This is a genomic window from Klebsiella sp. CN_Kp091 (genome assembly GCF_040065095.1).
GTDB lineage: Bacteria > Pseudomonadota > Gammaproteobacteria > Enterobacterales > Enterobacteriaceae > Klebsiella > Klebsiella aerogenes.
The window spans coordinates 37,798-58,733 of the sequence record NZ_JBEAIO010000043.1; the positions used below are offsets into that span (position 1 = coordinate 37,798).

A 20,936-nucleotide genomic window follows, 5' to 3' on the forward strand; every position below is an offset into this window, starting at 1 on the left:
TGACGTTTGCCCGCCCTCAAAACGCTATTCTGCGATACAATGCCTGCACGTTTTGTACCGGAGAATCAGGCATGCCACATCCTGCGCTTACGCAACTGCGTGCGCTGCGCTATTTTGCCGCCATACCCGAGCTGGACGCGCCGCTGCGCGACTGGCTGTTGCTGGAAGACTCAATGACCAAACGCTTTGAGCAACAAGGGAAAAAGGTCACCGTGACCATGATTAACGAAGGTTTCGTCGGGCGCGACGCGCTGGCTGGCGAAGAATCCCTGCTGCCGGAAGAAGCGCGTTATTGGCTCCGGGAGATCATTCTTTGCGCCGATGGCGAACCCTGGCTTGCCGGTCGTACCCTCGTGCCGGAATCGACGCTATGCGGCCCGGAATTAGCCCTGCAGCAGCTGGGGCAGACGCCGCTGGGCCGGTATCTGTTTACATCGTCGACGTTAACCCGTGATTTTATTGAGATTGGTCGTAGTGCACAGCTGTGGGGGCGACGTTCCCGTCTCCGGCTGAGCGGCAAACCGCTGCTGCTGACAGAGCTTTTTCTGCCTGCATCGCCATTGTATTAAGAGGAAGAGAAAATGGAGTGGAGTCTGACGCAGAATAAGCTGTTGGCGTTTCACCGCCTGATGCGTACTGACAAACCAATCGGCGCGCTATTGCTGCTGTGGCCGACGCTGTGGGCGTTATGGGTGGCTTCACCCGGGGTGCCGCCGTTGTGGATTCTGGCGGTGTTTGTCGCTGGCGTCTGGTTGATGCGCGCCGCCGGCTGCGTGGTGAATGACTATGCCGACCGTAAATTTGATGGTCACGTTAAGCGTACGGCTCGTCGCCCGCTACCAAGTGGCGAGGTCACGGAAAAAGAAGCGCGGATATTATTCGCGGTGCTGGTAGGGCTCTCCTTCCTGCTGGTGCTGACGCTCAATACCATGACCATCCTGCTGTCGGTCGCGGCGCTGGCGCTAGCCTGGGTTTATCCTTTTATGAAGCGCTATACCCATCTGCCGCAGGTGGTGCTGGGCGCAGCCTTTGGCTGGTCGATCCCGATGGCTTTCTCGGCGGTGAGTGAAGCGCTGCCGCTCAGCTGCTGGCTGATGTTCCTCGCCAATATTTTGTGGGCGGTAGCCTACGATACCCAGTATGCGATGGTCGATCGCGACGATGATGTCAAAATTGGCATTAAGTCGACGGCGATTTTGTTCGGTGAAAACGATCGTTTGATTATCGGTATTCTGCAGGTCGCCGTGCTGGTATTGATGGGCGCGGTGGGCTGGCTGAATGGGCTGAACTGGGAATTCTACTGGTCGCTGTTTATCGCGGCGGGATTGTTTGTCTGGCAGCAGAAGCTTATCTTCAAGCGCGAACGCGATAACTGCTTCAAAGCGTTTATGAATAATAACTACGTTGGGCTGGTGCTGTTTCTCGGTCTGGCGATGAGTTATCTGCAGTAAATCCTTCTTTCCCCGACTCGCGTCGCGAGCCGGGGAACAGAAGCCGCAATGTTATGCGTCGTCCTGAGCGGCGCTTTCAATCGTCAAACGTACATCCGACGTAATCAAATCCGCCAGCATCTGGTAGACCTTCAGGGTCTCTGCCGGCTCGGCATCGCCGGTATCGCTGATGTAGCCTTCGTCACGCAGGGTCAGCACCAGAGTACTGAACACCGCCTTATCGAAGAACTCCGGCGCGTTGATACCGTGAAGTACCGACAGACGCTGCGCCATGGTGCGGCTTTCTTTCTCAAGCGTACTGCGGTTGATGGACGGGTTGGCGCTCAACAGCCAGAAGGTGATCGCGTAGCGCTGTAACGTCTCGCGCGCGCCGGCGGCCAACAGCTGCAGGGAACGAGAGTGCGCCGGGTTGACGCTCATCTCATCGCCATTCAGCACCACCAGGCCCTGACGCTGCATCTCTGCCATCAGCGCATCGATAACGCCCGCCAGTTCTGCTTTTTCCCAGCGCAGGAACAGCTCGGCTTTCAGGAACGGATAGAACATCTCGACATGACGCAGCACTTCGCTACGGGTGATGCGGCGATGTTGGGTCACGATAGCGGCCAGCAGCGACGGCATCACCAGCATATGGGCGATGTTGTTGCGATAGTAGGTCATCAGCACCGCCTGCTCGCGCGGCAGGATGATGATATCGCCGATGGTGTCTTTCTCGACTTCGAACTTGTTCATCTGCAGCGCGTGGTCGATAAGCTCGCCGGCGGAAGCCGTCGGCGCGGTCGAATCGGTGGAGTACGGCACGTTACGCAGCAGGTCGAGGTAGCAATCCAACTGCTGGGTCAGCTGCTCACGGGTCAAAGAACGCTGACGCGACGCCAGAAGCGCCGTACAGCACAGGTTCATGGCGTTGGCCGCCCCGGCATTGTTGATGCGCACCATCAGATCGGCGGCGATATTATTCACCGTCGGCGTCAGCCAGGAAGGGCGCACGGCTTCGATAGGATCGATGGCTTCGCGCCATTCCGGCACGTGCTGATTGAGGTAGGTCATCAGCGGCAGCGGTTCGCCGAAGTTAACGTAGCCCTGGCCGAGATTACGCAGCTTGCTGAGGCCGCGCACCATCTGCGGCAGGCTCTCTTTTTCTTTTGTCGCGCCGCGCAGCTCTTTGGCGTAGGTACCGACTTCCATCACGTGCTCGTAGCCGATATAAATCGGCACCAGGGTGATGGGGCGGCTACCGCCGCGCAGCATTGCCTGGATAGTCATCGACAGGGTGCCGGTTTTCGGATCCAGCAGACGGCCGGTACGGGAACGCCCGCCTTCGACGAAGTATTCCACCGAATAGCCACGGCTGAACAGCTCGCCAAGATATTCGCGGAATACCGTGGAGTAGAGCTTGTTGCCCTTAAAGGTACGGCGAATAAAGAAAGCGCCCAGGCGGCGGAAAATCGGCCCGGCCGGCCAGAAGTTGAGGTTTATGCCGGCGGCGATATGCGGCGGCACCAGCCCCTGATGATAAAGCACATAAGAGAGCAGCAGGTAGTCCATGTGGCTACGGTGACAGGGCACATAAACAATCTCATGGCCGTCATGCGCCAGCTGGCGTACGCGCTCGGCGTTATGCACGTTAATCCCCTGATACAGACGGTTCCAGGTAAAGCCCAGAATACGGTCAGTCAGGCGGATCATTTCATAAGAGAAGTTAGCGGCAATCTCTTCCATCAGCGCGATGGCGTTCTGCTGGGCCTTCTCGTGAGAAATCTTCTTGCTGCGCGCTTCATCTTCTACCGCGCGGGCGATAGCTTTCGATGCCAGCAGCTTGTTGAACAGATCCTGGCGGGCAGGGAGGCGCGGGCCGACGGCGGCCAGACGTTGACGGGCGAAGTGCATACGCGCCACGCGGGCCAGCTTCTGGGCGATGATTTTATCGGTCCCGTGCTCATCCGCCATGCGACGCAGAGAGACAGAAGGCGAGAAACGCACGAAGCTATCGCGGCCAAGCCAGGAGACGGCGAAGAATTTCTGAATACCGTTAAGCATCCGCAGCGGCGGATTCTCTTCGCCTTTTTCACGACCCGGCGCGCGGCCGAACATTACCGACACCGGTACCATTTGCACGTCGAGGTCGGGATGATTACGGTGCAGATCCAGGTAGTCGTGGAACAGCTTAATGGACTCTTCTTTCGGCGTGTAGTAGGTAAACACGCGCGGACCGCCGTGGATGAAAACGTAGCGCGGCAGCAGCGTGCCGTCGATTTCCAGCGGTTCAAAAGGGTCGGGTAAATCATGCGCCAGGCACTGGGCGCGCAGGGTCAGCAGGTCCGCCTTGGAGTTATAAGGCAAGACGTACATTATCGGACGCGAGGTATCGAGCCCTAATTCCTGAGCAGGTTCTGCCGGAATAGACTTGCTTTTTACCAGCACCCGTAATGGTAAATTCAGTAATTTATAGTAAATTCGTTGCCAGCCGGACATAAACGATGTGAAGCCTCTGGTTAATCATGCAAATGCGCGGCAAGAATAACAGAAAGCGTACAAAATTTCCGTTGTCACACGGCAAACACGTACACTCAGCGACGTCATTTACATTAAAAGGTTCTTTTTGATGGCCAATAATACCACTGGGTTAACCAGAATCATTAAAGCAGCAGGTTATTCCTGGAAAGGTTTCCGCGCGGCGTGGATGAACGAAGCCGCTTTCCGCCAGGAAGGCGTCGCCGCTATTGTGGCCGTGGCGATAGCCTGCTGGCTGGATGTCGATGTCATTACGCGAGTCCTGCTCATTGGCTCGGTCCTGTTAGTGATGATAGTCGAAATTCTAAACAGCGCGATTGAAGCGGTGGTTGACCGAATCGGGCCTGAGCATCATGAGCTTTCCGGGCGCGCCAAGGATATGGGCTCGGCGGCGGTACTGCTGGCGATAATCATCGCGTTGATCACCTGGACTATGCTTTTGTGGTCGCATTACCGCTAAGTCTTGTCGGCAACGCTCGCAAAACGCAAAGAATCTCCTGATTTTTATATGATATGTGGTTCCAAAATCACCATTAGCTGTATATACTCACAGCATAACTGTATATACACCCAGGGGGCGGAATGAAAGCGTTAACGACCAGGCAGCAAGAGGTGTTTGATCTCATCCGGGATCACATCAGCCAAACGGGCATGCCGCCGACGCGTGCGGAAATTGCTCAGCGCTTGGGGTTCCGTTCCCCGAACGCGGCGGAAGAACACCTCAAAGCGCTGGCGCGTAAAGGCGCGATTGAAATCGTCTCCGGCGCTTCACGCGGCATTCGTCTGCTGACGGAAGAAGAACATGGCCTGCCGCTGATTGGCCGCGTCGCCGCGGGCGAGCCGCTGCTGGCGCAGCAGCATATTGAAGGTCACTACCAGGTTGATCCGGCGATGTTTAAACCGAATGCCGACTTCCTGCTGCGCGTTAGCGGGATGTCGATGAAAGACATCGGTATCCTCGACGGCGATCTGCTGGCGGTGCATAAAACTCAGGACGTGCGTAACGGCCAGGTCGTCGTCGCGCGTATCGATGAAGAAGTCACCGTAAAACGTCTGAAAAAGCAGGGCAACGTCGTTGAACTGCTGCCGGAAAACAGCGAGTTTTCCCCAATCGTCGTCGATCTGCGCCAGCAGAGCTTCACCATTGAAGGTCTGGCCGTCGGCGTGATCCGTAACGGTGAGTGGCTGTAACTCCCGTCCTAACGCAGCGTCATCATGATGCATGACGCTGCGATGTTCCTCCTCTGTCTGGTCCCTCTTCATGCTGCTCAACGCCGCCGATAAAGCACTGTGGCGCCTCGCGCTACCGATGATTTTCTCTAACATTACCGTTCCGCTGCTTGGGCTGGTCGATACTGCCGTTGTCGGCCATCTCGATAGTCCCGTCTATCTTGGCGGCGTCGCCGTCGGCGCGACGGCGACCAGTTTCCTCTTTATGCTGCTGCTGTTCCTGCGAATGAGCACCACTGGCTTAACCGCTCAGGCCTATGGGGCCAAAGATCCGCAGCGGCTGGCGCGCGCGCTGGTACAACCGCTGATCCTGGCGCTGGCTGCCGGGCTGCTCATCGTTCTGTTCCGCATGCCGCTCATTGACCTCGCGCTGCATATCGTCGGCGGCAGCGAGGCGGTACTGGAACAGGCCAGGCGGTTCCTTGAAATCCGCTGGCTCAGCGCCCCGGCGTCGTTGGCCAACCTGGTGCTGTTGGGGTGGCTGCTTGGCGTGCAGTACGCCCGCGCCCCGGTGATCCTGCTGGTGGTCGGCAACTTGCTGAATATCGTGCTCGATCTGTGGCTGGTGATGGGGCTGCATATGAACGTGCAGGGGGCGGCATTGGCGACGGCGCTGTCGGAATACGCCACCTTTATCATCGGCCTGCTAATGGCGAAACGGGTGCTGGCGCTACGCGGCGTGACGTTTGCCATGTTGAAAGAGGCGTGGCGCGGCAATATGCGGCGCCTGCTGGCGCTTAACCGCGACATCATGCTGCGTTCGCTGCTGCTGCAGCTCTGCTTTGGCGCCATCACCGTCTTCGGCGCCCGTCTTGGCAGCGACGTGGTGGCGGTCAATGCGGTACTGATGACCATGCTGACCTTTACCGCTTACGCGCTGGACGGTTTTGCCTATGCCGTCGAAGCCCATTCCGGGCAGGCCTACGGCGCGCGTGACGGTAGCCAACTGCTGGAAGTCTGGCGCGCGGCCTGTCGGCAATCGGGAATGGTCGCGCTGGCGTTCGCGCTGATCTATAGCGTGGCGGGTGAGCATATCGTCGCGCTATTGACCTCTATCCCATCATTGCAGCAACTGGCAGACCGCTATCTGTTCTGGCAGATGATCCTGCCGGTGATTGGCGTCTGGTGTTATCTGCTGGATGGCATGTTTATTGGCGCGACGCGCGGCGCGGAGATGCGTAATAGCATGGCGGTAGCCGCCGCGGGGTTTGCGGTAACGTTGCTCTCTGTGCCCATGCTCGGCAACCACGGCCTATGGCTGGCGCTGGCGGTGTTCCTCGCGCTGCGCGGGCTTTCGCTGGCGCTCATCTGGCGCCGCCACTGGCAGCGTGGCACCTGGTTTAATTCACCCTCCTGAATGTAAGTATCCCGGCTGAGCGCAGCGCGAGCCGGGAAAATTCCCCCAGCGTTTTTAATCGGCATGATGGTTAAAAATTCCGAATAACGAATCGGCGTCAGCATTGTCATCTATAGTTATTACCATGTCCGGAACAAAACGGGCTGTTAACCCACCGAATCATGAGGACGTAATGATGAATAAAGACGAAATCAGCGGTAACTGGAAACAGTTGAAAGGTAAAGCCAAGGAACAGTGGGGTAAACTGACCGATGACGATATGACGGTCATTGAAGGGAAGCGCGATCAGCTAGTCGGTAAAATTCAGGAACGCTACGGCTATGCGAAAGATCAGGCCGAAAAAGAGGTGTCTGACTGGGAGCGTAAGAACGATACGCGCTGGTAGCGAATTCTGTTTTGACCCCCTGTTTATGCCTGTCTAACGGCATAGCGATATGCCGTAGCTTCCCGCTGACGTCGCCCGACTCAGCGGGCTTTCTTTTTAATCTGGATAGTATGATCGTGATGGCAGTGTTCGCGGGCGCTGCAGGCTTCGACTTCCACGCAGGCCGCGCACAACCCATGCGCTTCAATCACATTATGCCGTAGAGCAAAGCCCATTCTGGCCGCCAGCGTATGCATGATATCTTCTACGCCTTCCGCACACTCTTCTTTGACCACGCCGCAGCGATCGCAGATAAACATCGCCGAACTGTGGGTGGGCTGATCGAAAAGGTGGCACAGCACATAGCTGTTGGTCGATTCCACTTTGTGCACAAAACCTTGCTCCAGCAGAAACTCCAGCGCGCGATAGACCGTCGGCGGCTTCGCCTGCGGCTCTTTTTCTCGCAGCAGATCCAGCAGATCGTAGGCGCTAATCGCCCCTTGCTGCAGGCTCATCAGACGCAACACTTCCAGACGCTGCGGGGTCAGGCGTACGCCACGTTGCACGCAAAGCTTTTCAGCCTGCGCTAACATTTCTTGCGAAGTGGTGTTATCCATGAGCATCCTCTGGTTGCGTGATGTTGAAACTGTTACTTTATCACGAACCAGGTAAAACGCCGAGATCCTGCAAGCTTTGCTATACCTGATGTATCTCATTTTCGGGAGAAAACGATGAAACGACCTGATTGCATTCGACATTGGCGCGAACTGGAAGGTGCGGATGATTCCACCTACCCCGATAGTCACGAGCTTTTTTCTATTGGCGCGCCTCTTGCCCGCGGCCTGCGGCTAAATCGGCTGGGCATCCATCATGAACGCTTACCGCCGGGACGAAGAACCTCATATCCGCATGCGGAAAGCGATGAAGAAGAGTTTATCTATGTGCTGGAAGGTTTTCCGGAAGTCTGGATCAATGGCTATCTATGGAAGCTGGAGCCGGGCGATAGCGTTGGTTTTCCGGCGGGAACTGGCGTATGTCATACCTTCCTGAATAATACCGAGCAGGAGGTGCGACTGCTGGTCGTTGGCGAAGCGAATAAAAAGCACAACCGTATCTACTATCCGTTGAACCCGGGTTATGCCGCGACTCGCCAGGACCGCTGGGTAGATCATCCTCCGCAGTTCTTTGGCCCGCACGACGGTAAACCGCGTAAAATATAGGCCACATTTTCACCATGGTGCGTGGCGTTCGACGCTATGCGCCGTGGTTTGTGTTTGTGCTATAGTAGCGCCCCTTTTTACCCGGATGCTTATTTATTCGCCATGATGCCAGAATCCACGTCTACCGCTTTTACCGCCCACCGTTTTTCTATCGCGCCCATGCTCGATTGGACCGACAGACATTGCCGCTACTTCCTGCGTCTGCTGTCGCGCCATACTCTGCTGTACACCGAAATGGTCACCACCGGCGCGATAATTCACGGTAAAGGCGACTACCTGGCCTATAGCGAAGAAGAACATCCGGTAGCGCTGCAGTTGGGCGGTAGCGATCCTGCGGCGTTGGCGCAATGCGCGAAGCTCGCCGAGGCGCGCGGCTATGATGAGATTAACCTCAATGTAGGTTGCCCCTCTGATCGCGTGCAAAACGGGATGTTTGGCGCCTGTCTGATGGGCAATGCCGCGCTGGTGGCGGACTGCGTCAAAGCGATGCGCGACGTGGTGTCGATTCCGGTTACGGTAAAAACCCGTATCGGGATTGACGATCGGGATAGCTATGAATTCCTCTGCGATTTCATAGAGACCGTTTCCGGCAAAGGCGAGTGTGAAATGTTCATCATTCACGCGCGTAAAGCCTGGCTTTCCGGCCTGAGTCCGAAAGAGAACCGCGAAATCCCGCCGCTGGATTATCCGCGCGTCTGGCAACTGAAACGTGATTTTCCGCATCTGACGATGGCGATTAACGGCGGAATTAAATCTCTGGCAGAGGCTAAACAGCAGCTTGAGCATATGGACGGCGTGATGGTGGGGCGCGAAGCCTATCAAAACCCGGGCATTCTGGCTTCTGTGGATCGCGAGATTTTCGGCGTCGACGGCGCGGATGCCGATCCGGTGGCGGTGGTGCGCGCAATGTATCCCTATATCGAGCGAGAGCTCAGCAGCGGTACCTATCTTGGCCATATCACCCGCCATATGCTGGGATTGTTCCAGGGGATCCCCGGCGCGCGTCAGTGGCGCCGCTATCTCAGCGAAAACGCCCACAAAGCGGGCGCCGATATTAACGTGCTGGAGCACGCGCTGAAGCTGGTTGCCGATAAGCGTTAAACTTTTCGCTAAAAACTGGTCTATTTCGCCACGCCCTACAGCACTGCTGTGGGGCGTTTTGTTTTAATTCAATGAGTTATATCTGGCACGATTCTTGAAATAGCCAATCAGCTATCTGGTTATTTATTTCGGGAGAAGACCATGCTGGAACTCTTATTTGTTATTGGCTTTTTTGTCATGTTGCTGGTCACCGGCATCTCGCTGCTTGGCATTATTGCCGCGCTGGTCGTCGCCACCGCGCTGATGTTCTTTGGCGGCCTGTTCGCATTAATGTTTAAGCTGCTACCCTGGTTGCTGCTGGCGGTGGCCGTCGTATGGGTCATTCGGGCGATAAAATCGCCGACCACAACCCGCTATCGCCGCGAAGATCGCTGGCGCTACTAAGCCATCATTTTGGGGATTGAGCGGTGTGTCACAACCTGAGTAATTTTGCATAAAACAGCGTAGGCATTGCGTATTAAATCTGTCACTATTAGCGCGATAACGAATTCATCGCGCTGTACCCTACATACAGCCGAACAAAAAAAGTCAGGGCCTCCGTCAGGAGGCCCTAAACTTTTCCGGCGATCTCATCCCGTTACGGTAGCAGCAGGCTCGATCCCTCGGTCACCCGGCTTTCCAGGATTTCATGCGCGCGTCTGGCGTCACGCAGGGCGTATTTCTGATTATCCGCCACATCGACTTTGATCACGCCGCTGGCGATCAGCGAAAATAGCTCATTGCTGGCTTCCGTCAGCTCTTCCCGGCTGGTGATGTAGCCTTGCAGAGAAGGGCGGGTCACATACAGTGAGCCTTTCTGATTGAGGATACCCAAATTCACGCCGGTTACCGGGCCAGATGAATTGCCGAAGCTGACCATCAGACCACGCCGCTGAAGACAATCGAGCGAGGCTTCCCAGGTATCTTTACCCACGGAATCGTAAACCACGGCGACTTTTTTACCGCCGGTTAGCGCTTTGACGCGCTCGGCAATATTTTCTTCGCGATAGTTAATGGTTTCCCAGGCGCCGGCCTGCCGGGCGCGCTGCGCTTTTTGCTCGCTGCCGACGGTGCCGATAAGTTTCGCCCCAAGCGCTTTCGCCCACTGGCAGGCAATCAGCCCCACGCCGCCCGCCGCCGCGTGGAACAAGAAGGTTTCATTGGCTTTTATTTCATAGGTTTTGCGCAGCAGATACCAGACGGTCAGCCCTTTAAGAAACGAGGCGGCGGCCTGCTCAAAGGAAATCGCATTCGGCAAAATCGCCGCTTTATCGGCATGCACGTTATGCACCGAACTATAAGCGCCAAGCGCGGACTGGGCATACACCACCCGATCGCCAACGTTGATATGTTTAACGCCGCTGCCGATTTTAGTAACGATACCGGCGGCTTCAGTGCCCAAACCGCTCGGCAGCGAGGGCGGTGGATACAAGCCGCTGCGGATGTAGGTGTCGATATAGTTGATACCGATAGCTTTGTTTTCTACCTGGATTTCGTGCTCGGCAGGATCGTTAGGGGTAAACTCGACCGCATGCAGAACCTCGGGGCCTCCGTGCGCGGGAAATTCAATTCGTGTTGCCATGTTTGCTCCTGTGCTGTTCTGATGTTATTGAATAAGCTTAACAGTCCGCTGCACAGGTGAGGGATTTTATTGCCGCGGATTTGATGAGGCGTACAAGGATAGCTTGCGGCTGTTGTACGGGCGCAGGAGTGAAGGACATGGAGCGTTTATGCTGAATTATAATTTTGACTACATTATTACCTTGATGGTTATGACGTTAGTGGTAGCGGCAGCGATGGTGTGTTTGATGTTGTTGTCGTTAAAGTCCAATAATCACAGAAAATTTTTTATTTTTGTCTGTGTGGCGATGGTGCTATTGGTTACGATGGCTTTCCATTATGGATGATAGCGTTCATCCATCAATTCCTCTTTCCGAAAACAGCAGTTCTATTGCGGCAACACGTTTGCCGCTATACTGTCACGCTCAATTGCGTATCGGTGAATTCTTAAGTTATGGCAGGAAATAAACCCTTCAACAAACCACAGACAGAACCTCGCGAACGCGATCCGCAGCTCGCCGGGTTGAAAGTCCCGCCGCACTCGATTGAAGCGGAACAGTCGGTGTTGGGCGGTTTAATGCTGGATAACGAGCGCTGGGACGACGTCGCCGAAAGGGTGGTGTCGGAAGATTTCTATACCCGTCCGCATCGTCATATCTTTACCGAGATGGCGCGCCTGCAAGAGTCAGGCAGCCCGATTGACCTGATCACTCTCGCGGAGTCGCTGGAGCGTCAGGGGCAACTGGATAGCGTCGGCGGCTTCGCCTACCTGGCCGAGCTCTCCAAAAATACGCCAAGCGCGGCGAACATCAGCGCGTATGCCGACATCGTGCGCGAACGCGCGGTGGTGCGTGAAATGATTTCGGTGGCCAACGAGATCGCCGAAGCCGGTTTCGACCCCCAGGGGCGCACCAGCGAGGACCTGTTGGATCTGGCGGAATCCCGGGTATTTAAAATTGCCGAAAGCCGGGCCAATAAAGACGAAGGGCCGAAGAACATCGCCGATGTGCTCGATGCCACCGTCGCCCGTATTGAACAGCTGTTCCAACAGCCGCATGATGGCGTCACCGGGGTGAATACCGGCTATGACGACCTCAATAAAAAGACCGCCGGGTTACAGCCTTCGGATCTGATTATCGTCGCCGCGCGTCCATCGATGGGTAAGACGACATTTGCGATGAACCTCGTTGAAAACGCAGCGATGCTGCAAGATAAGCCAGTATTGATCTTCAGTCTGGAGATGCCATCCGAGCAGATCATGATGCGTTCTCTGGCCTCGCTATCGCGCGTCGATCAGACCCGTATCCGTACCGGCCAACTGGACGATGAAGACTGGGCGCGGATCTCCGGCACGATGGGTATCTTGCTGGAAAAACGTAATATCTATATCGATGACTCCTCCGGCCTGACGCCGACCGAAGTGCGTTCGCGCGCCCGCCGTATCGCCCGTGAGCACGGCGGTATCGGTCTTATCATGATCGACTACCTGCAGCTGATGCGCGTACCGTCGCTCTCCGACAACCGTACTCTGGAGATCGCCGAAATTTCCCGCTCGCTGAAGGCGCTGGCAAAAGAGCTGCAGGTGCCGGTGGTGGCGCTGTCGCAGTTGAACCGCTCTCTGGAACAGCGCGCCGATAAACGTCCGGTCAACTCCGACCTGCGTGAATCCGGCTCTATTGAACAGGATGCCGACTTAATCATGTTCATCTACCGTGATGAGGTTTATCACGAGAACAGCGATTTAAAAGGTATTGCTGAAATTATCATTGGTAAACAACGTAACGGCCCGATCGGTACGGTACGACTGACCTTTAACGGCCAGTGGTCGCGTTTCGATAATTATGCCGGCCCTCAGTATGACGATGAGTAAACCTCCGTCTGTCTTTTTTTAAGGAATTCAAATGCAAGCGGCAACTGTAGTTATCAACCGCCGCGCTCTGCGACACAACCTGCAACGCCTGCGTGAACTGGCTCCTGCCAGCAAACTGGTTGCGGTGGTGAAAGCGAACGCCTACGGACACGGCCTCCTTGAGACCGCGCGAACGCTGACCGACGCCGATGCCTTCGGCGTCGCCCGCCTGGAAGAGGCGCTGCGCCTGCGTGAAGGGGGCATTACCCAACCGATATTACTGCTGGAAGGCTTCTTTGAAGCGGCGGATCTGGCGCTGATTTCCGCGCAGCAACTGCATACCGTGGTACATAGCCCGGAACAGCTGGCGGCGCTCGAACAAGCGGAACTGGCCGAACCGGTTACCGTCTGGATGAAGCTGGATACCGGTATGCATCGTCTTGGCGTACTGCCGGAACAGGCCGAAGCGTTTTATCAGCGGCTAAGCCGGTGCAAAAATGTTCGCCAGCCGGTGAATATCGTCAGCCATTTCGCCCGTGCCGATGAGCCGGAATGCGGCGCGACCGAGCGTCAGCTGGATATTTTCACCACCTTTACCGAAGGGAAACCGGGGCTGCGTTCTATTGCCGCCTCGGGCGGGATCCTGCTGTGGCCGCAGTCGCATTTCGACTGGGCGCGGCCGGGCATCATTCTCTACGGCGTTTCTCCACTGGAGAACCACTCTACCGGTGAGGATTTCGGCTGTCTGCCGGTCATGTCGCTGACCTCCAGCCTGATTGCGGTGCGCGAGCATAAAGCCGGGGAGCCGGTGGGCTATGGCGGCACCTGGATTAGCGAGCGCGATACTCGCCTTGGGGTAGTGGCGATGGGTTATGGCGACGGTTATCCGCGCGCCGCGCCCTCCGGCACGCCGGTGCTGGTCAACGGCCGCGAAGTGCCGATTGTCGGTCGCGTGGCGATGGATATGATTTGCGTCGATCTCGGTCCTCAGGCGCAGGATAAATCCGGCGATCCGGTTGTGTTATGGGGAGAGGGGCTCCCCGTTGAGCGCATCGCGGAAATAACGAAAGTGAGTGCTTACGAACTTATCACCCGACTGACCTCCAGGCTGGCAATTCGTTACCTCGACTAACTACGGTCAGTGGCATATTTCCCCGATTACGCTACGCTTATCGGGGTAATGAGCAGGGGCGGCGCACGGCGTCGCCCATGTTTGCAGCGATCTTTGTCGATAACTTACCAACATCCCCTCGACCTTCCCCAACTTCCGGTTTATTGTGTAAATACCTGCTTTCGTAAACCTGGAGATACATCTCGTGTTTCAAAAAGTTGACGCCTACGCCGGCGACCCCATTCTCTCCTTGATGGAGCGTTTCAAAGAAGATCCGCGTAGTGACAAAGTGAACCTCAGCATCGGTTTGTACTACAACGAAGACGGCATTATTCCGCAACTACAGGCCGTGGCGGATGCCGAAGCACAACTCAATGCTCAGCCGCACGGCGCCTCGCTGTATCTGCCGATGGAAGGGCTCAATAGCTACCGCCACGCCATTGCGCCGCTGCTGTTTGGCGCCGACCATCCAGTGCTGAAACAAAATCGCGTAGCGTCAATTCAAACTCTGGGTGGCTCTGGCGCGCTGAAGGTTGGCGCCGACTTCCTCAAGCGCTACTTCCCGCAGTCTCGCGTATGGGTCAGCGATCCGACCTGGGAAAACCATATCGCTATATTTGAAGGGGCTGGGTTCGAAGTAAGTACTTACCCCTGGTTCGATGATGAGAGCAACGGCGTGCGTTTTGAAGCCTTCCTCGCCAGGCTGCAGACCCTGCCGGAGCGCGATATCGTGCTGCTGCATCCATGTTGCCACAACCCGACGGGCGCCGATCTGAGCAACGCGCAGTGGGATGAAGTCGTTAAGGTTTTGAAAGCACGTAACTTAATTCCTTTCCTCGATATCGCCTATCAGGGCTTTGGCGCCGGTATGGAAGACGATGCCTACGCTATCCGCGCGATTGCCAGCGCTGGCCTGCCGATGCTGGTCAGCAACTCGTTTTCCAAAATCTTCTCCCTGTATGGCGAACGCGTCGGCGGTCTGTCCATTGTCTGCGATGATGCGGAAACGGCAGGCCGCGTGCTGGGCCAGTTGAAAGCGACGGTGCGTCGTAATTACTCCAGTCCGCCGAATTTTGGCGCGCAGGTGGTCGCGGCAGTATTGAACGACGCGGCGCTGAAAGCCTCATGGCTGGCGGAAGTGGAAGCGATGCGTACCCGCATCCTGGCGATGCGCCAGACGCTGGTAGAGGCGTTGAAAGAGGCCGTTCCCGGCAAGAACTTTGACTACCTGCTGAAGCAGCGCGGTATGTTTAGTTACACCGGTTTAAGCGCGGCACAGGTGGATCGTCTACGCGAAGAGTTTGGCGTCTATCTGATTGCCAGCGGGCGGATGTGCGTGGCAGGACTTAACTCGCGTAACGTCCAGCGCGTGGCTCAGGCGTTTGCTGCTGTAATGTAAGTGCTCACTTACTAAATCTCCCTCGCCAGCGTTAAGGCGAGGGGGAATATACCCCGAAGTGTGATCATGCTCTTTTTATATGACATCTGAGCAGAAAATCCTTTCTATCTGTGTGGGCAGGCGTTAAGGTCTTGGTGCATTTATAAGCTCACTCATTATTAAAAATAACAACGAATTGAATTTGCAATCCTGAGTAACGCAGGTTCAGCCGCCCTGTGTACGACGGGTGAAGGGATAAATATGCGTAAGTTAACTTTGGCCATTAGCGCCACCTGTCTGTTGTTCGCTCTTAATAGCTCCGTTGTCGCGCGCGCTTCCACTCCGCAGCCCATTTGGGAAGGGACGAATGTCGCGAAACTTGCCGAACAGGCGCCGATACATTGGGTATCCGTAGCGCAAATCGAAAATAGCCTGCTTGGCCGCGCGCCGATGGCGGTGGGGTTCGATATCGATGATACCGTGCTGTTCTCCAGCCCTGGTTTCTGGCGTGGGCAGAAAACCTATTCTCCGGGCAGCGAAGCCTATCTGAAGAACCCCGAGTTCTGGGAAAAGATGAATAACGGCTGGGACGAGTTCAGTATGCCGAAAGAAGTGGGCCGCCAGCTGATTGCGATGCATATTAAGCGCGGCGACAGCATTTACTTCGTCACCGGCCGCAGCCAGACCAAAACTGAGACTGTCTCCAAAACCCTGCAGGATGATTTCCTCATCCCCGGCGCTAATATGAACCCGGTGATTTTTGCCGGCGATAAGCCAGGCCAGAACACCAAAACCCAGTGGTTACGGGAGAAGAATATCAAAGTCTTCTACGGTGACTCTGACAACGACATCTCGGCGGCCCGCGACGCCGATGCGCGCGGAATTCGCGTGCTGCGCGCGGCAAACTCCTCCTACAAACCGCTGCCGATGGCCGGCTCGCAAGGGGAAGAGGTGATTGTGAATTCAGAATATTAAGGCGTGCGGAACACGGCGCTTCTGAACATGAAAAAGGCAGCCGCAGGCTGTCTTTTTTTTGTACGAATTTCAGCGTTTGAGGTTTTACCTTTTCGCTTCTTGCTGCAAACTTAGAAGGATTCACACATTACAGGAGTCGTTTATGTGGCATCAGCAAACCCTGACATTAGGCCCGAAATCTCGTGGTTTCCATCTGGTGACCAATGAAATTATTGGTCAAATTCGCGAACTCTCGCATATCAAGGTTGGCCTGCTGCATCTGTTACTCCAGCATACTTCCGCTTCCCTGACGTTAAATGAGAACTGCGATCCCACGGTCCGTTTTGATATGGAACAGCATTTTCTCAACGCCGTACCAGACAACGCGCCGTATGAACACGATTATGAAGGTCCCGATGATATGCCCTCGCACATTAAATCATCGCTGCTGGGCGTTTCTCTGATGTTGCCGGTGCAAAACGGCAACGTCATATTAGGGACCTGGCAGGGGATCTGGCTGGGGGAGCATCGTATTCACGGCGGCTCGCGGCATATCGTCGCAACGCTTATGGGAGAATAAAAAATGACCATATCGGATCTACTACAGTACTGCATGGCGAAGCCGGGCGCGGAACAAAGCGTTCATAGCGACTGGAAAGCGACGCAAATCAAGGTCGCAGACGTGCTATTCGCCATGGTGAAAGAAGTGGAGGATAAGCGGCCGGCCGTTGCGCTTAAAGCGAGTCCCGAGCTTGCCGAACTGCTGCGCGAACAGCATCGCGATGTTCGCCCCAGCAGGCATCTGAATAAAGCTCACTGGAGCACGGTCTTCCTTGATGGCTCCCTGCCGGATTCGCAGATTTACTACCTGGTGGACGCCTCTTATCAGCAGGCGGTCGACCTGCTGCCGGAAGATAAGCGGCGGCAGTTAGCGTAGCTTATAGCCCGCCTGCCAGCGCCAGCAGCGCGATATCGAACAGCCTTAATAACGTCGACTGCAGCTGCGCCTGGCGTGCGATGCTCTGGTTGTTGGCGCGAATGCGGGCAATATCGCGCTGACCTTCCAGCAGTAGCCGTAGATCGTCTTCGGTCAGCCAGCCCTGAGCTTTTTGCTGTAATGCCTGCAGTAAAAAGATGGCGCTATCGCGTACTTCGCGCTGCTCATCGCCAAGTACTTTATTCAGTATTGGTATCCATTCGGCGCTATCAATTGCGCAAGCGGACAACAGCGCGCGAATTTCCATGGTTGTCGGCATTATTCCCTCCCTGTTCGCTGACATTCGCCAGCGATAGCCTGTTGATAAAGATAAAGGGTCTGCCGCGTTAAATATTGCGCTTCGGCAGGGGTAAAGGGCGCACCCCGCATCTGGCGATGGGCGTAAACGCGTAAATAGTTACCTTCAAGTAGCCTGAAGTTTTCCTGGCGCAGCGCGTCGCTTTGGGCGATCGCCTGCGCAAACTGCTGGCGAATCTGTTCATCTTCATCAGTCAATTGTTGATCGTCATCCGTGGCTGCGGTGGCGATGAACTGCAAATGCAACTGCTTGAGTGTGAGCAATTGCTGATAGGCCGTATCGCTGTAGCGGCCAACCCACGAGCAGGCGCTTAACGCACATAGCGCGGCGGCGATGATAAATAACGGAATGAGGCGTGGTACTCGCATAGTTTTCCCGGTATCGGTGGGCGATAGCGGCTATCAGACGCCAGAGTGAGGCGCCGGGCAAATCACGAAGTCTCAGCGTAAAAAAATGAGATGAAATGAGATGAAATGAGGCCTCTTCCACTGCGGGAAGAGGCCTGAGAGATTACTTCAGCAAGGGCTTCAGGAAGCGCGCCGTGTGCGAGGCTTCACATTCGGCAACGGTTTCCGGCGTGCCGGAAACGAGAATCTCTCCGCCGCCGCTACCGCCTTCCGGGCCGAGGTCGACAATCCAGTCGGCGGTTTTAATTACGTCGAGATTGTGCTCAATGACCACGATGGTATTGCCCTGATCGCGCAGCTGATGCAGCACGTCCAGCAGCTGCTGGATATCGGCGAAATGCAGACCGGTAGTCGGTTCATCAAGGATATACAGCGTCTGGCCGGTACCGCGCTTGGATAGTTCGCGCGCCAGCTTCACGCGCTGGGCTTCACCGCCGGAGAGCGTGGTTGCCGACTGGCCAAGACGAATATAGGTCAGGCCAACATCCATCAGGGTTTGCAGCTTACGCGCCAGCGCCGGAACGGCATCAAAGAACTCGCGCGCTTCTTCGATGGTCATATCCAGCACTTCGTGGATAGTTTTGCCTTTGTACTTAATTTCCAGCGTTTCGCGGTTATAGCGTTTGCCTTTGCACTGGTCGCACGGTACGTAGATATCCGGCAGGAAGTGCATCTCAACCTTGATCACCCCGTCGCCCTGACAGGCTTCGCAGCGGCCGCCGCGGACGTTAAAACTGAAGCGGCCCGGCGTATAGCCGCGTGAACGTGATTCCGGCACTCCGGCGAACAGTTCGCGCACCGGCGTGAACACGCCGGTATAGGTTGCAGGGTTTGAGCGCGGCGTGCGGCCAATCGGGCTCTGGTCGATATCGATGACTTTATCGAAGTGCTCCAGCCCCTGGACATCGCGATATGGCGCCGGTTCGGCAATCGTCGCGCCGTTCAACTGGCGCTGGGCGATGGGGAACAGGGTATCGTTAATCAGCGTTGATTTACCGGAACCGGAAACGCCGGTAATGCAGGTAAACAGGCCGACAGGCAGCGTCAGCGTCACATCCTTGAGGTTGTTGCCGCGCGCGCCAGTGAGCTTCAGCACTTTTTCCGGATCGGCGGCGACGCGCTGTTTCGGCACTTCGATTTTGCGTTTACCGCTCATGTACTGCCCGGTGAGGGATTCTGGTACCGCCATAATGGCGTCCAGCGGCCCTTCGGCCACCACCTGGCCGCCGTGCACGCCAGCGCCGGGGCCGATGTCGATAACATGGTCGGCGGCGCGAATGGCGTCTTCGTCATGTTCAACGACAATGACCGTGTTACCCAGGTTACGCAGGTGGATAAGCGTACCGAGCAGGCGTTCGTTATCACGCTGGTGCAGGCCAATAGAGGGCTCATCCAGCACGTACATCACGCCAACCAGCCCCGCGCCTATCTGGCTCGCCAGACGAATACGCTGCGCTTCACCGCCGGAGAGCGTCTCCGCCGAACGAGAGAGCGTCAGGTAGTTCAGACCGACGTTGACGAGGAACTTCAGGCGATCGCCAATCTCTTTCAGCACTTTCTCGGCGATTTGCGCCCGCTGGCCAGACAGCTTCAGGTTATTGAAGAAGTCCATCGCGTGGCCGATGCTCATATCGGAAATGGTTGGCAGCGGCGTGTTTTCCACAAATACATGGCGCGCTTCGCGACGCAGACGCGTGCCTTCGCAGCTGGCGCACGGACGGTTGCTGATGAATTTCGCCAGCTCTTCGCGCACCGCGCTGGATTCCGTCTCTTTGTAACGGCGCTCCATGTTGTGCAGCACGCCTTCGAACGGATGGCGGCGAACTGACGTGTCGCCGCGGTCGTTCATGTATTTGAATTCAATATTCTCTTTACCAGAACCGTACAACACGACTTTATGCACATTAGCGCTGAGGGTGCCCCATGGCGCTTCAACATCAAACTTATAGTGATCGGCCAGCGACTTCAGCATCTGGAAGTAGTAGAAGTTGCGGCGATCCCAGCCGCGGATGGCGCCGCCAGCCAGCGAGAGCTCCGGATTCTGAATCACTCGATCGGGATCGAAATACTGTTGAACGCCAAGGCCGTCGCAGGTTGGACAGGCCCCTGCCGGGTTGTTGAAGGAGAACAGACGCGGCTCCAGCTCACGCATGCTATAGCCGCAAATCGGGCAAGCGAAGTTGGCCGAGAACAGCAGTTCTTCCGCTTTACTGTCATCCATGTTGGAAACAATGGCGGTGCCGCCTGAGAGCTCCAGCGCGGTTTCGAAAGATTCCGCCAGACGCAGCGCCAGATCGTCGCGCACTTTAAAGCGGTCGATAACCACTTCAATCGTGTGTTTCTTTTGCAGCTCTAATTTCGGCGGATCCGAAAGATCGCAGACTTCGCCATCGATCCGCGCGCGGATGTAGCCCTGACTGGCAAGGTTCTCCAGCGTTTTGGTGTGCTCGCCTTTACGTTCTTTAATGATGGGCGCCAGCAGCATCAGGCGCTGACCTTCCGGCTGAGAGAGCACGTTATCGACCATCTGGCTGACGGTCTGCGCGGCCAGCGGGACGTCGTGGTCCGGACAGCGCGGTTCACCGACGCGGGCGTACAGCAGGCGCAGGTAGTCGTGGATTTCAGTAATCGTACCTACCGTCGAACGCGGGTTGTGGGAGGTCGATTTCTGTTCGATAGAAATCGCCGGCGACAGCCCTTCGATATGATCGACGTCCGGTTTCTCCATCAGCGACAGGAACTGTCGCGCATAGGCGGAGAGCGATTCGACGTAGCGACGCTGGCCTTCGGCGTACAGGGTGTCGAAAGCGAGTGAGGATTTGCCAGACCCAGAAAGCCCGGTGACGACAATAAGTTTGTCGCGCGGAATGACGAGGTTGATGTTTTTGAGATTATGGGTGCGGGCGCCCCGAACTTCGATCTTATCCATTCACCTTTCCCGGTAGGTAGATACACGGATTGCCTGGTTTGCTTAAAGGACAAACGGCAGAAACGGCTAATTATGACACAATTTAACCTGTCTGGATATACAGTATTGGAATGGCGCTGCAGTAAGAGGGTGAAAATTTGCATAGCAGCGGCATGTTTTCTGGAATTGGCTTCGCAGCTATCAAATTGCCCCTTTGTGGTGTTAGAATTCCCGGTTTACACTTATACAAAACGTATT

21 protein-coding genes are annotated in these 20,936 nt (G+C 56.0%); 15 read left to right on the top strand and 6 right to left on the bottom strand.

Translation table 11 applies throughout. The features are described 5' to 3' along the window. The first annotated feature begins 71 nt into the window (after window positions 1–71). A complete protein-coding gene (ubiC, locus tag ABLV17_RS17805; protein WP_087858843.1) occupies window positions 72–569 on the top strand; it encodes a chorismate lyase in 498 nt (165 codons plus the stop codon). Between the two features lie 12 nt (window positions 570–581). Next, a complete protein-coding gene (gene ubiA / locus ABLV17_RS17810) occupies window positions 582–1,451 on the top strand; it encodes a 4-hydroxybenzoate octaprenyltransferase (protein WP_045396790.1) in 870 nt (289 codons plus the stop codon). A 51-nt stretch (window positions 1,452–1,502) separates the two neighbouring features. Here the strand turns inward: ubiA and plsB are convergent, their stop codons facing one another. Continuing rightward, window positions 1,503–3,926 (bottom strand): glycerol-3-phosphate 1-O-acyltransferase PlsB, encoded by a 2,424-nt coding sequence (gene plsB / locus ABLV17_RS17815; protein WP_308958246.1) that lies wholly within the window; start codon window positions 3,924–3,926, stop codon window positions 1,503–1,505. A 130-nt stretch (window positions 3,927–4,056) separates the two neighbouring features. On the opposite strand from plsB, the gene ABLV17_RS17820 reads away from it, so the two are divergent. The 4 genes from ABLV17_RS17820 (at window position 4,057) to ABLV17_RS17835 (ending at window position 6,937) form a co-directional block, all read left to right on the top strand. After that, window positions 4,057–4,425, top strand: coding sequence for a diacylglycerol kinase (locus ABLV17_RS17820; RefSeq protein WP_113374994.1), 369 nt, complete (start codon window positions 4,057–4,059; stop codon window positions 4,423–4,425). A gap of 122 nt (window positions 4,426–4,547) precedes the next feature. After that, the gene (gene lexA / locus ABLV17_RS17825; protein ID WP_015704040.1) at window positions 4,548–5,156 is read left to right on the top strand and encodes a transcriptional repressor LexA; all 609 of its coding nucleotides are present in this window, start codon (window positions 4,548–4,550) and stop codon (window positions 5,154–5,156) included. Between the two features lie 70 nt (window positions 5,157–5,226). After that, the gene (gene dinF / locus ABLV17_RS17830) at window positions 5,227–6,552 is read left to right on the top strand and encodes an MATE family efflux transporter DinF (RefSeq protein WP_113374995.1); all 1,326 of its coding nucleotides are present in this window, start codon (window positions 5,227–5,229) and stop codon (window positions 6,550–6,552) included. Between the two features lie 175 nt (window positions 6,553–6,727). Further along, complete coding sequence (locus tag ABLV17_RS17835) at window positions 6,728–6,937, top strand: CsbD family protein (RefSeq protein WP_015704042.1); 210 nt, start codon at window positions 6,728–6,730, stop codon at window positions 6,935–6,937. Between the two features lie 80 nt (window positions 6,938–7,017). On the opposite strand, the gene zur is transcribed toward ABLV17_RS17835, so the two are convergent. After that, window positions 7,018–7,533 carry a zinc uptake transcriptional repressor Zur gene (gene zur / locus ABLV17_RS17840; RefSeq protein ID WP_045379090.1) on the bottom strand — a complete coding sequence of 172 codons (516 nt, stop codon included), beginning with the start codon at window positions 7,531–7,533 and terminating at the stop codon, window positions 7,018–7,020. 114 nt (window positions 7,534–7,647) lie between these two features. On the opposite strand from zur, the gene ABLV17_RS17845 reads away from it, so the two are divergent. The 3 genes from ABLV17_RS17845 (at window position 7,648) to pspG (ending at window position 9,621) form a co-directional block, all read left to right on the top strand. Continuing rightward, the gene (locus ABLV17_RS17845) at window positions 7,648–8,136 is read left to right on the top strand and encodes a cupin domain-containing protein (RefSeq protein WP_015368759.1); all 489 of its coding nucleotides are present in this window, start codon (window positions 7,648–7,650) and stop codon (window positions 8,134–8,136) included. A 102-nt stretch (window positions 8,137–8,238) separates the two neighbouring features. Next, window positions 8,239–9,237: a tRNA dihydrouridine(20/20a) synthase DusA gene (gene dusA / locus ABLV17_RS17850; protein WP_308958247.1), complete on the top strand. Its 999-nt coding sequence runs from the start codon at window positions 8,239–8,241 to the stop codon at window positions 9,235–9,237. Window positions 9,238–9,378: 141 nt separating this feature from the next. Further along, complete coding sequence (pspG, locus tag ABLV17_RS17855; RefSeq protein ID WP_045396775.1) at window positions 9,379–9,621, top strand: envelope stress response protein PspG; 243 nt, start codon at window positions 9,379–9,381, stop codon at window positions 9,619–9,621. Window positions 9,622–9,814: 193 nt separating this feature from the next. On the opposite strand, the gene ABLV17_RS17860 is transcribed toward pspG, so the two are convergent. Further along, window positions 9,815–10,798 (bottom strand): quinone oxidoreductase, encoded by a 984-nt coding sequence (locus ABLV17_RS17860; protein WP_348854524.1) that lies wholly within the window; start codon window positions 10,796–10,798, stop codon window positions 9,815–9,817. A gap of 432 nt (window positions 10,799–11,230) precedes the next feature. Between ABLV17_RS17860 and dnaB the strand changes: the two genes are divergently transcribed. The 6 genes from dnaB to ABLV17_RS17890 all read left to right on the top strand — a co-directional run bounded on the left by dnaB (window position 11,231) and on the right by ABLV17_RS17890 (window position 17,005). Further along, window positions 11,231–12,646 (top strand): replicative DNA helicase, encoded by a 1,416-nt coding sequence (dnaB, locus tag ABLV17_RS17865; RefSeq protein WP_015368755.1) that lies wholly within the window; start codon window positions 11,231–11,233, stop codon window positions 12,644–12,646. A 31-nt stretch (window positions 12,647–12,677) separates the two neighbouring features. Further along, window positions 12,678–13,757, top strand: a complete 1,080-nt coding sequence (gene alr, locus ABLV17_RS17870; RefSeq protein WP_271032795.1) for an alanine racemase — start codon at window positions 12,678–12,680, stop codon at window positions 13,755–13,757. Window positions 13,758–13,941: 184 nt separating this feature from the next. Continuing rightward, entirely contained in the window at window positions 13,942–15,135 is a 1,194-nt protein-coding gene (gene tyrB, locus ABLV17_RS17875) for an aromatic amino acid transaminase (RefSeq protein ID WP_087858836.1), read from the top strand. 240 nt (window positions 15,136–15,375) lie between these two features. Continuing rightward, complete coding sequence (aphA, locus tag ABLV17_RS17880) at window positions 15,376–16,089, top strand: acid phosphatase AphA (protein ID WP_015368752.1); 714 nt, start codon at window positions 15,376–15,378, stop codon at window positions 16,087–16,089. 142 nt (window positions 16,090–16,231) lie between these two features. Further along, window positions 16,232–16,648, top strand: coding sequence for a secondary thiamine-phosphate synthase enzyme YjbQ (locus tag ABLV17_RS17885; RefSeq protein ID WP_113374999.1), 417 nt, complete (start codon window positions 16,232–16,234; stop codon window positions 16,646–16,648). Window positions 16,649–16,651: 3 nt separating this feature from the next. Further along, window positions 16,652–17,005, top strand: coding sequence for an MmcQ/YjbR family DNA-binding protein (locus ABLV17_RS17890; RefSeq protein ID WP_087858835.1), 354 nt, complete (start codon window positions 16,652–16,654; stop codon window positions 17,003–17,005). Between the two features lies 1 nt (window position 17,006). On the opposite strand, the gene ABLV17_RS17895 is transcribed toward ABLV17_RS17890, so the two are convergent. The 3 genes from ABLV17_RS17895 to uvrA form a co-directional block, all read right to left on the bottom strand. Beyond that, window positions 17,007–17,324 (bottom strand): hypothetical protein, encoded by a 318-nt coding sequence (locus ABLV17_RS17895; protein ID WP_213317913.1) that lies wholly within the window; start codon window positions 17,322–17,324, stop codon window positions 17,007–17,009. Then, complete coding sequence (locus tag ABLV17_RS17900) at window positions 17,324–17,731, bottom strand: hypothetical protein (protein ID WP_271032792.1); 408 nt, start codon at window positions 17,729–17,731, stop codon at window positions 17,324–17,326. Before ABLV17_RS17900 ends, ABLV17_RS17895 begins: the two co-directional genes overlap by 1 nt. A gap of 142 nt (window positions 17,732–17,873) precedes the next feature. Further along, a complete protein-coding gene (uvrA, locus tag ABLV17_RS17905; protein ID WP_308958489.1) occupies window positions 17,874–20,699 on the bottom strand; it encodes an excinuclease ABC subunit UvrA in 2,826 nt (941 codons plus the stop codon). Window positions 20,700–20,936: the final 237 nt, after the last annotated feature.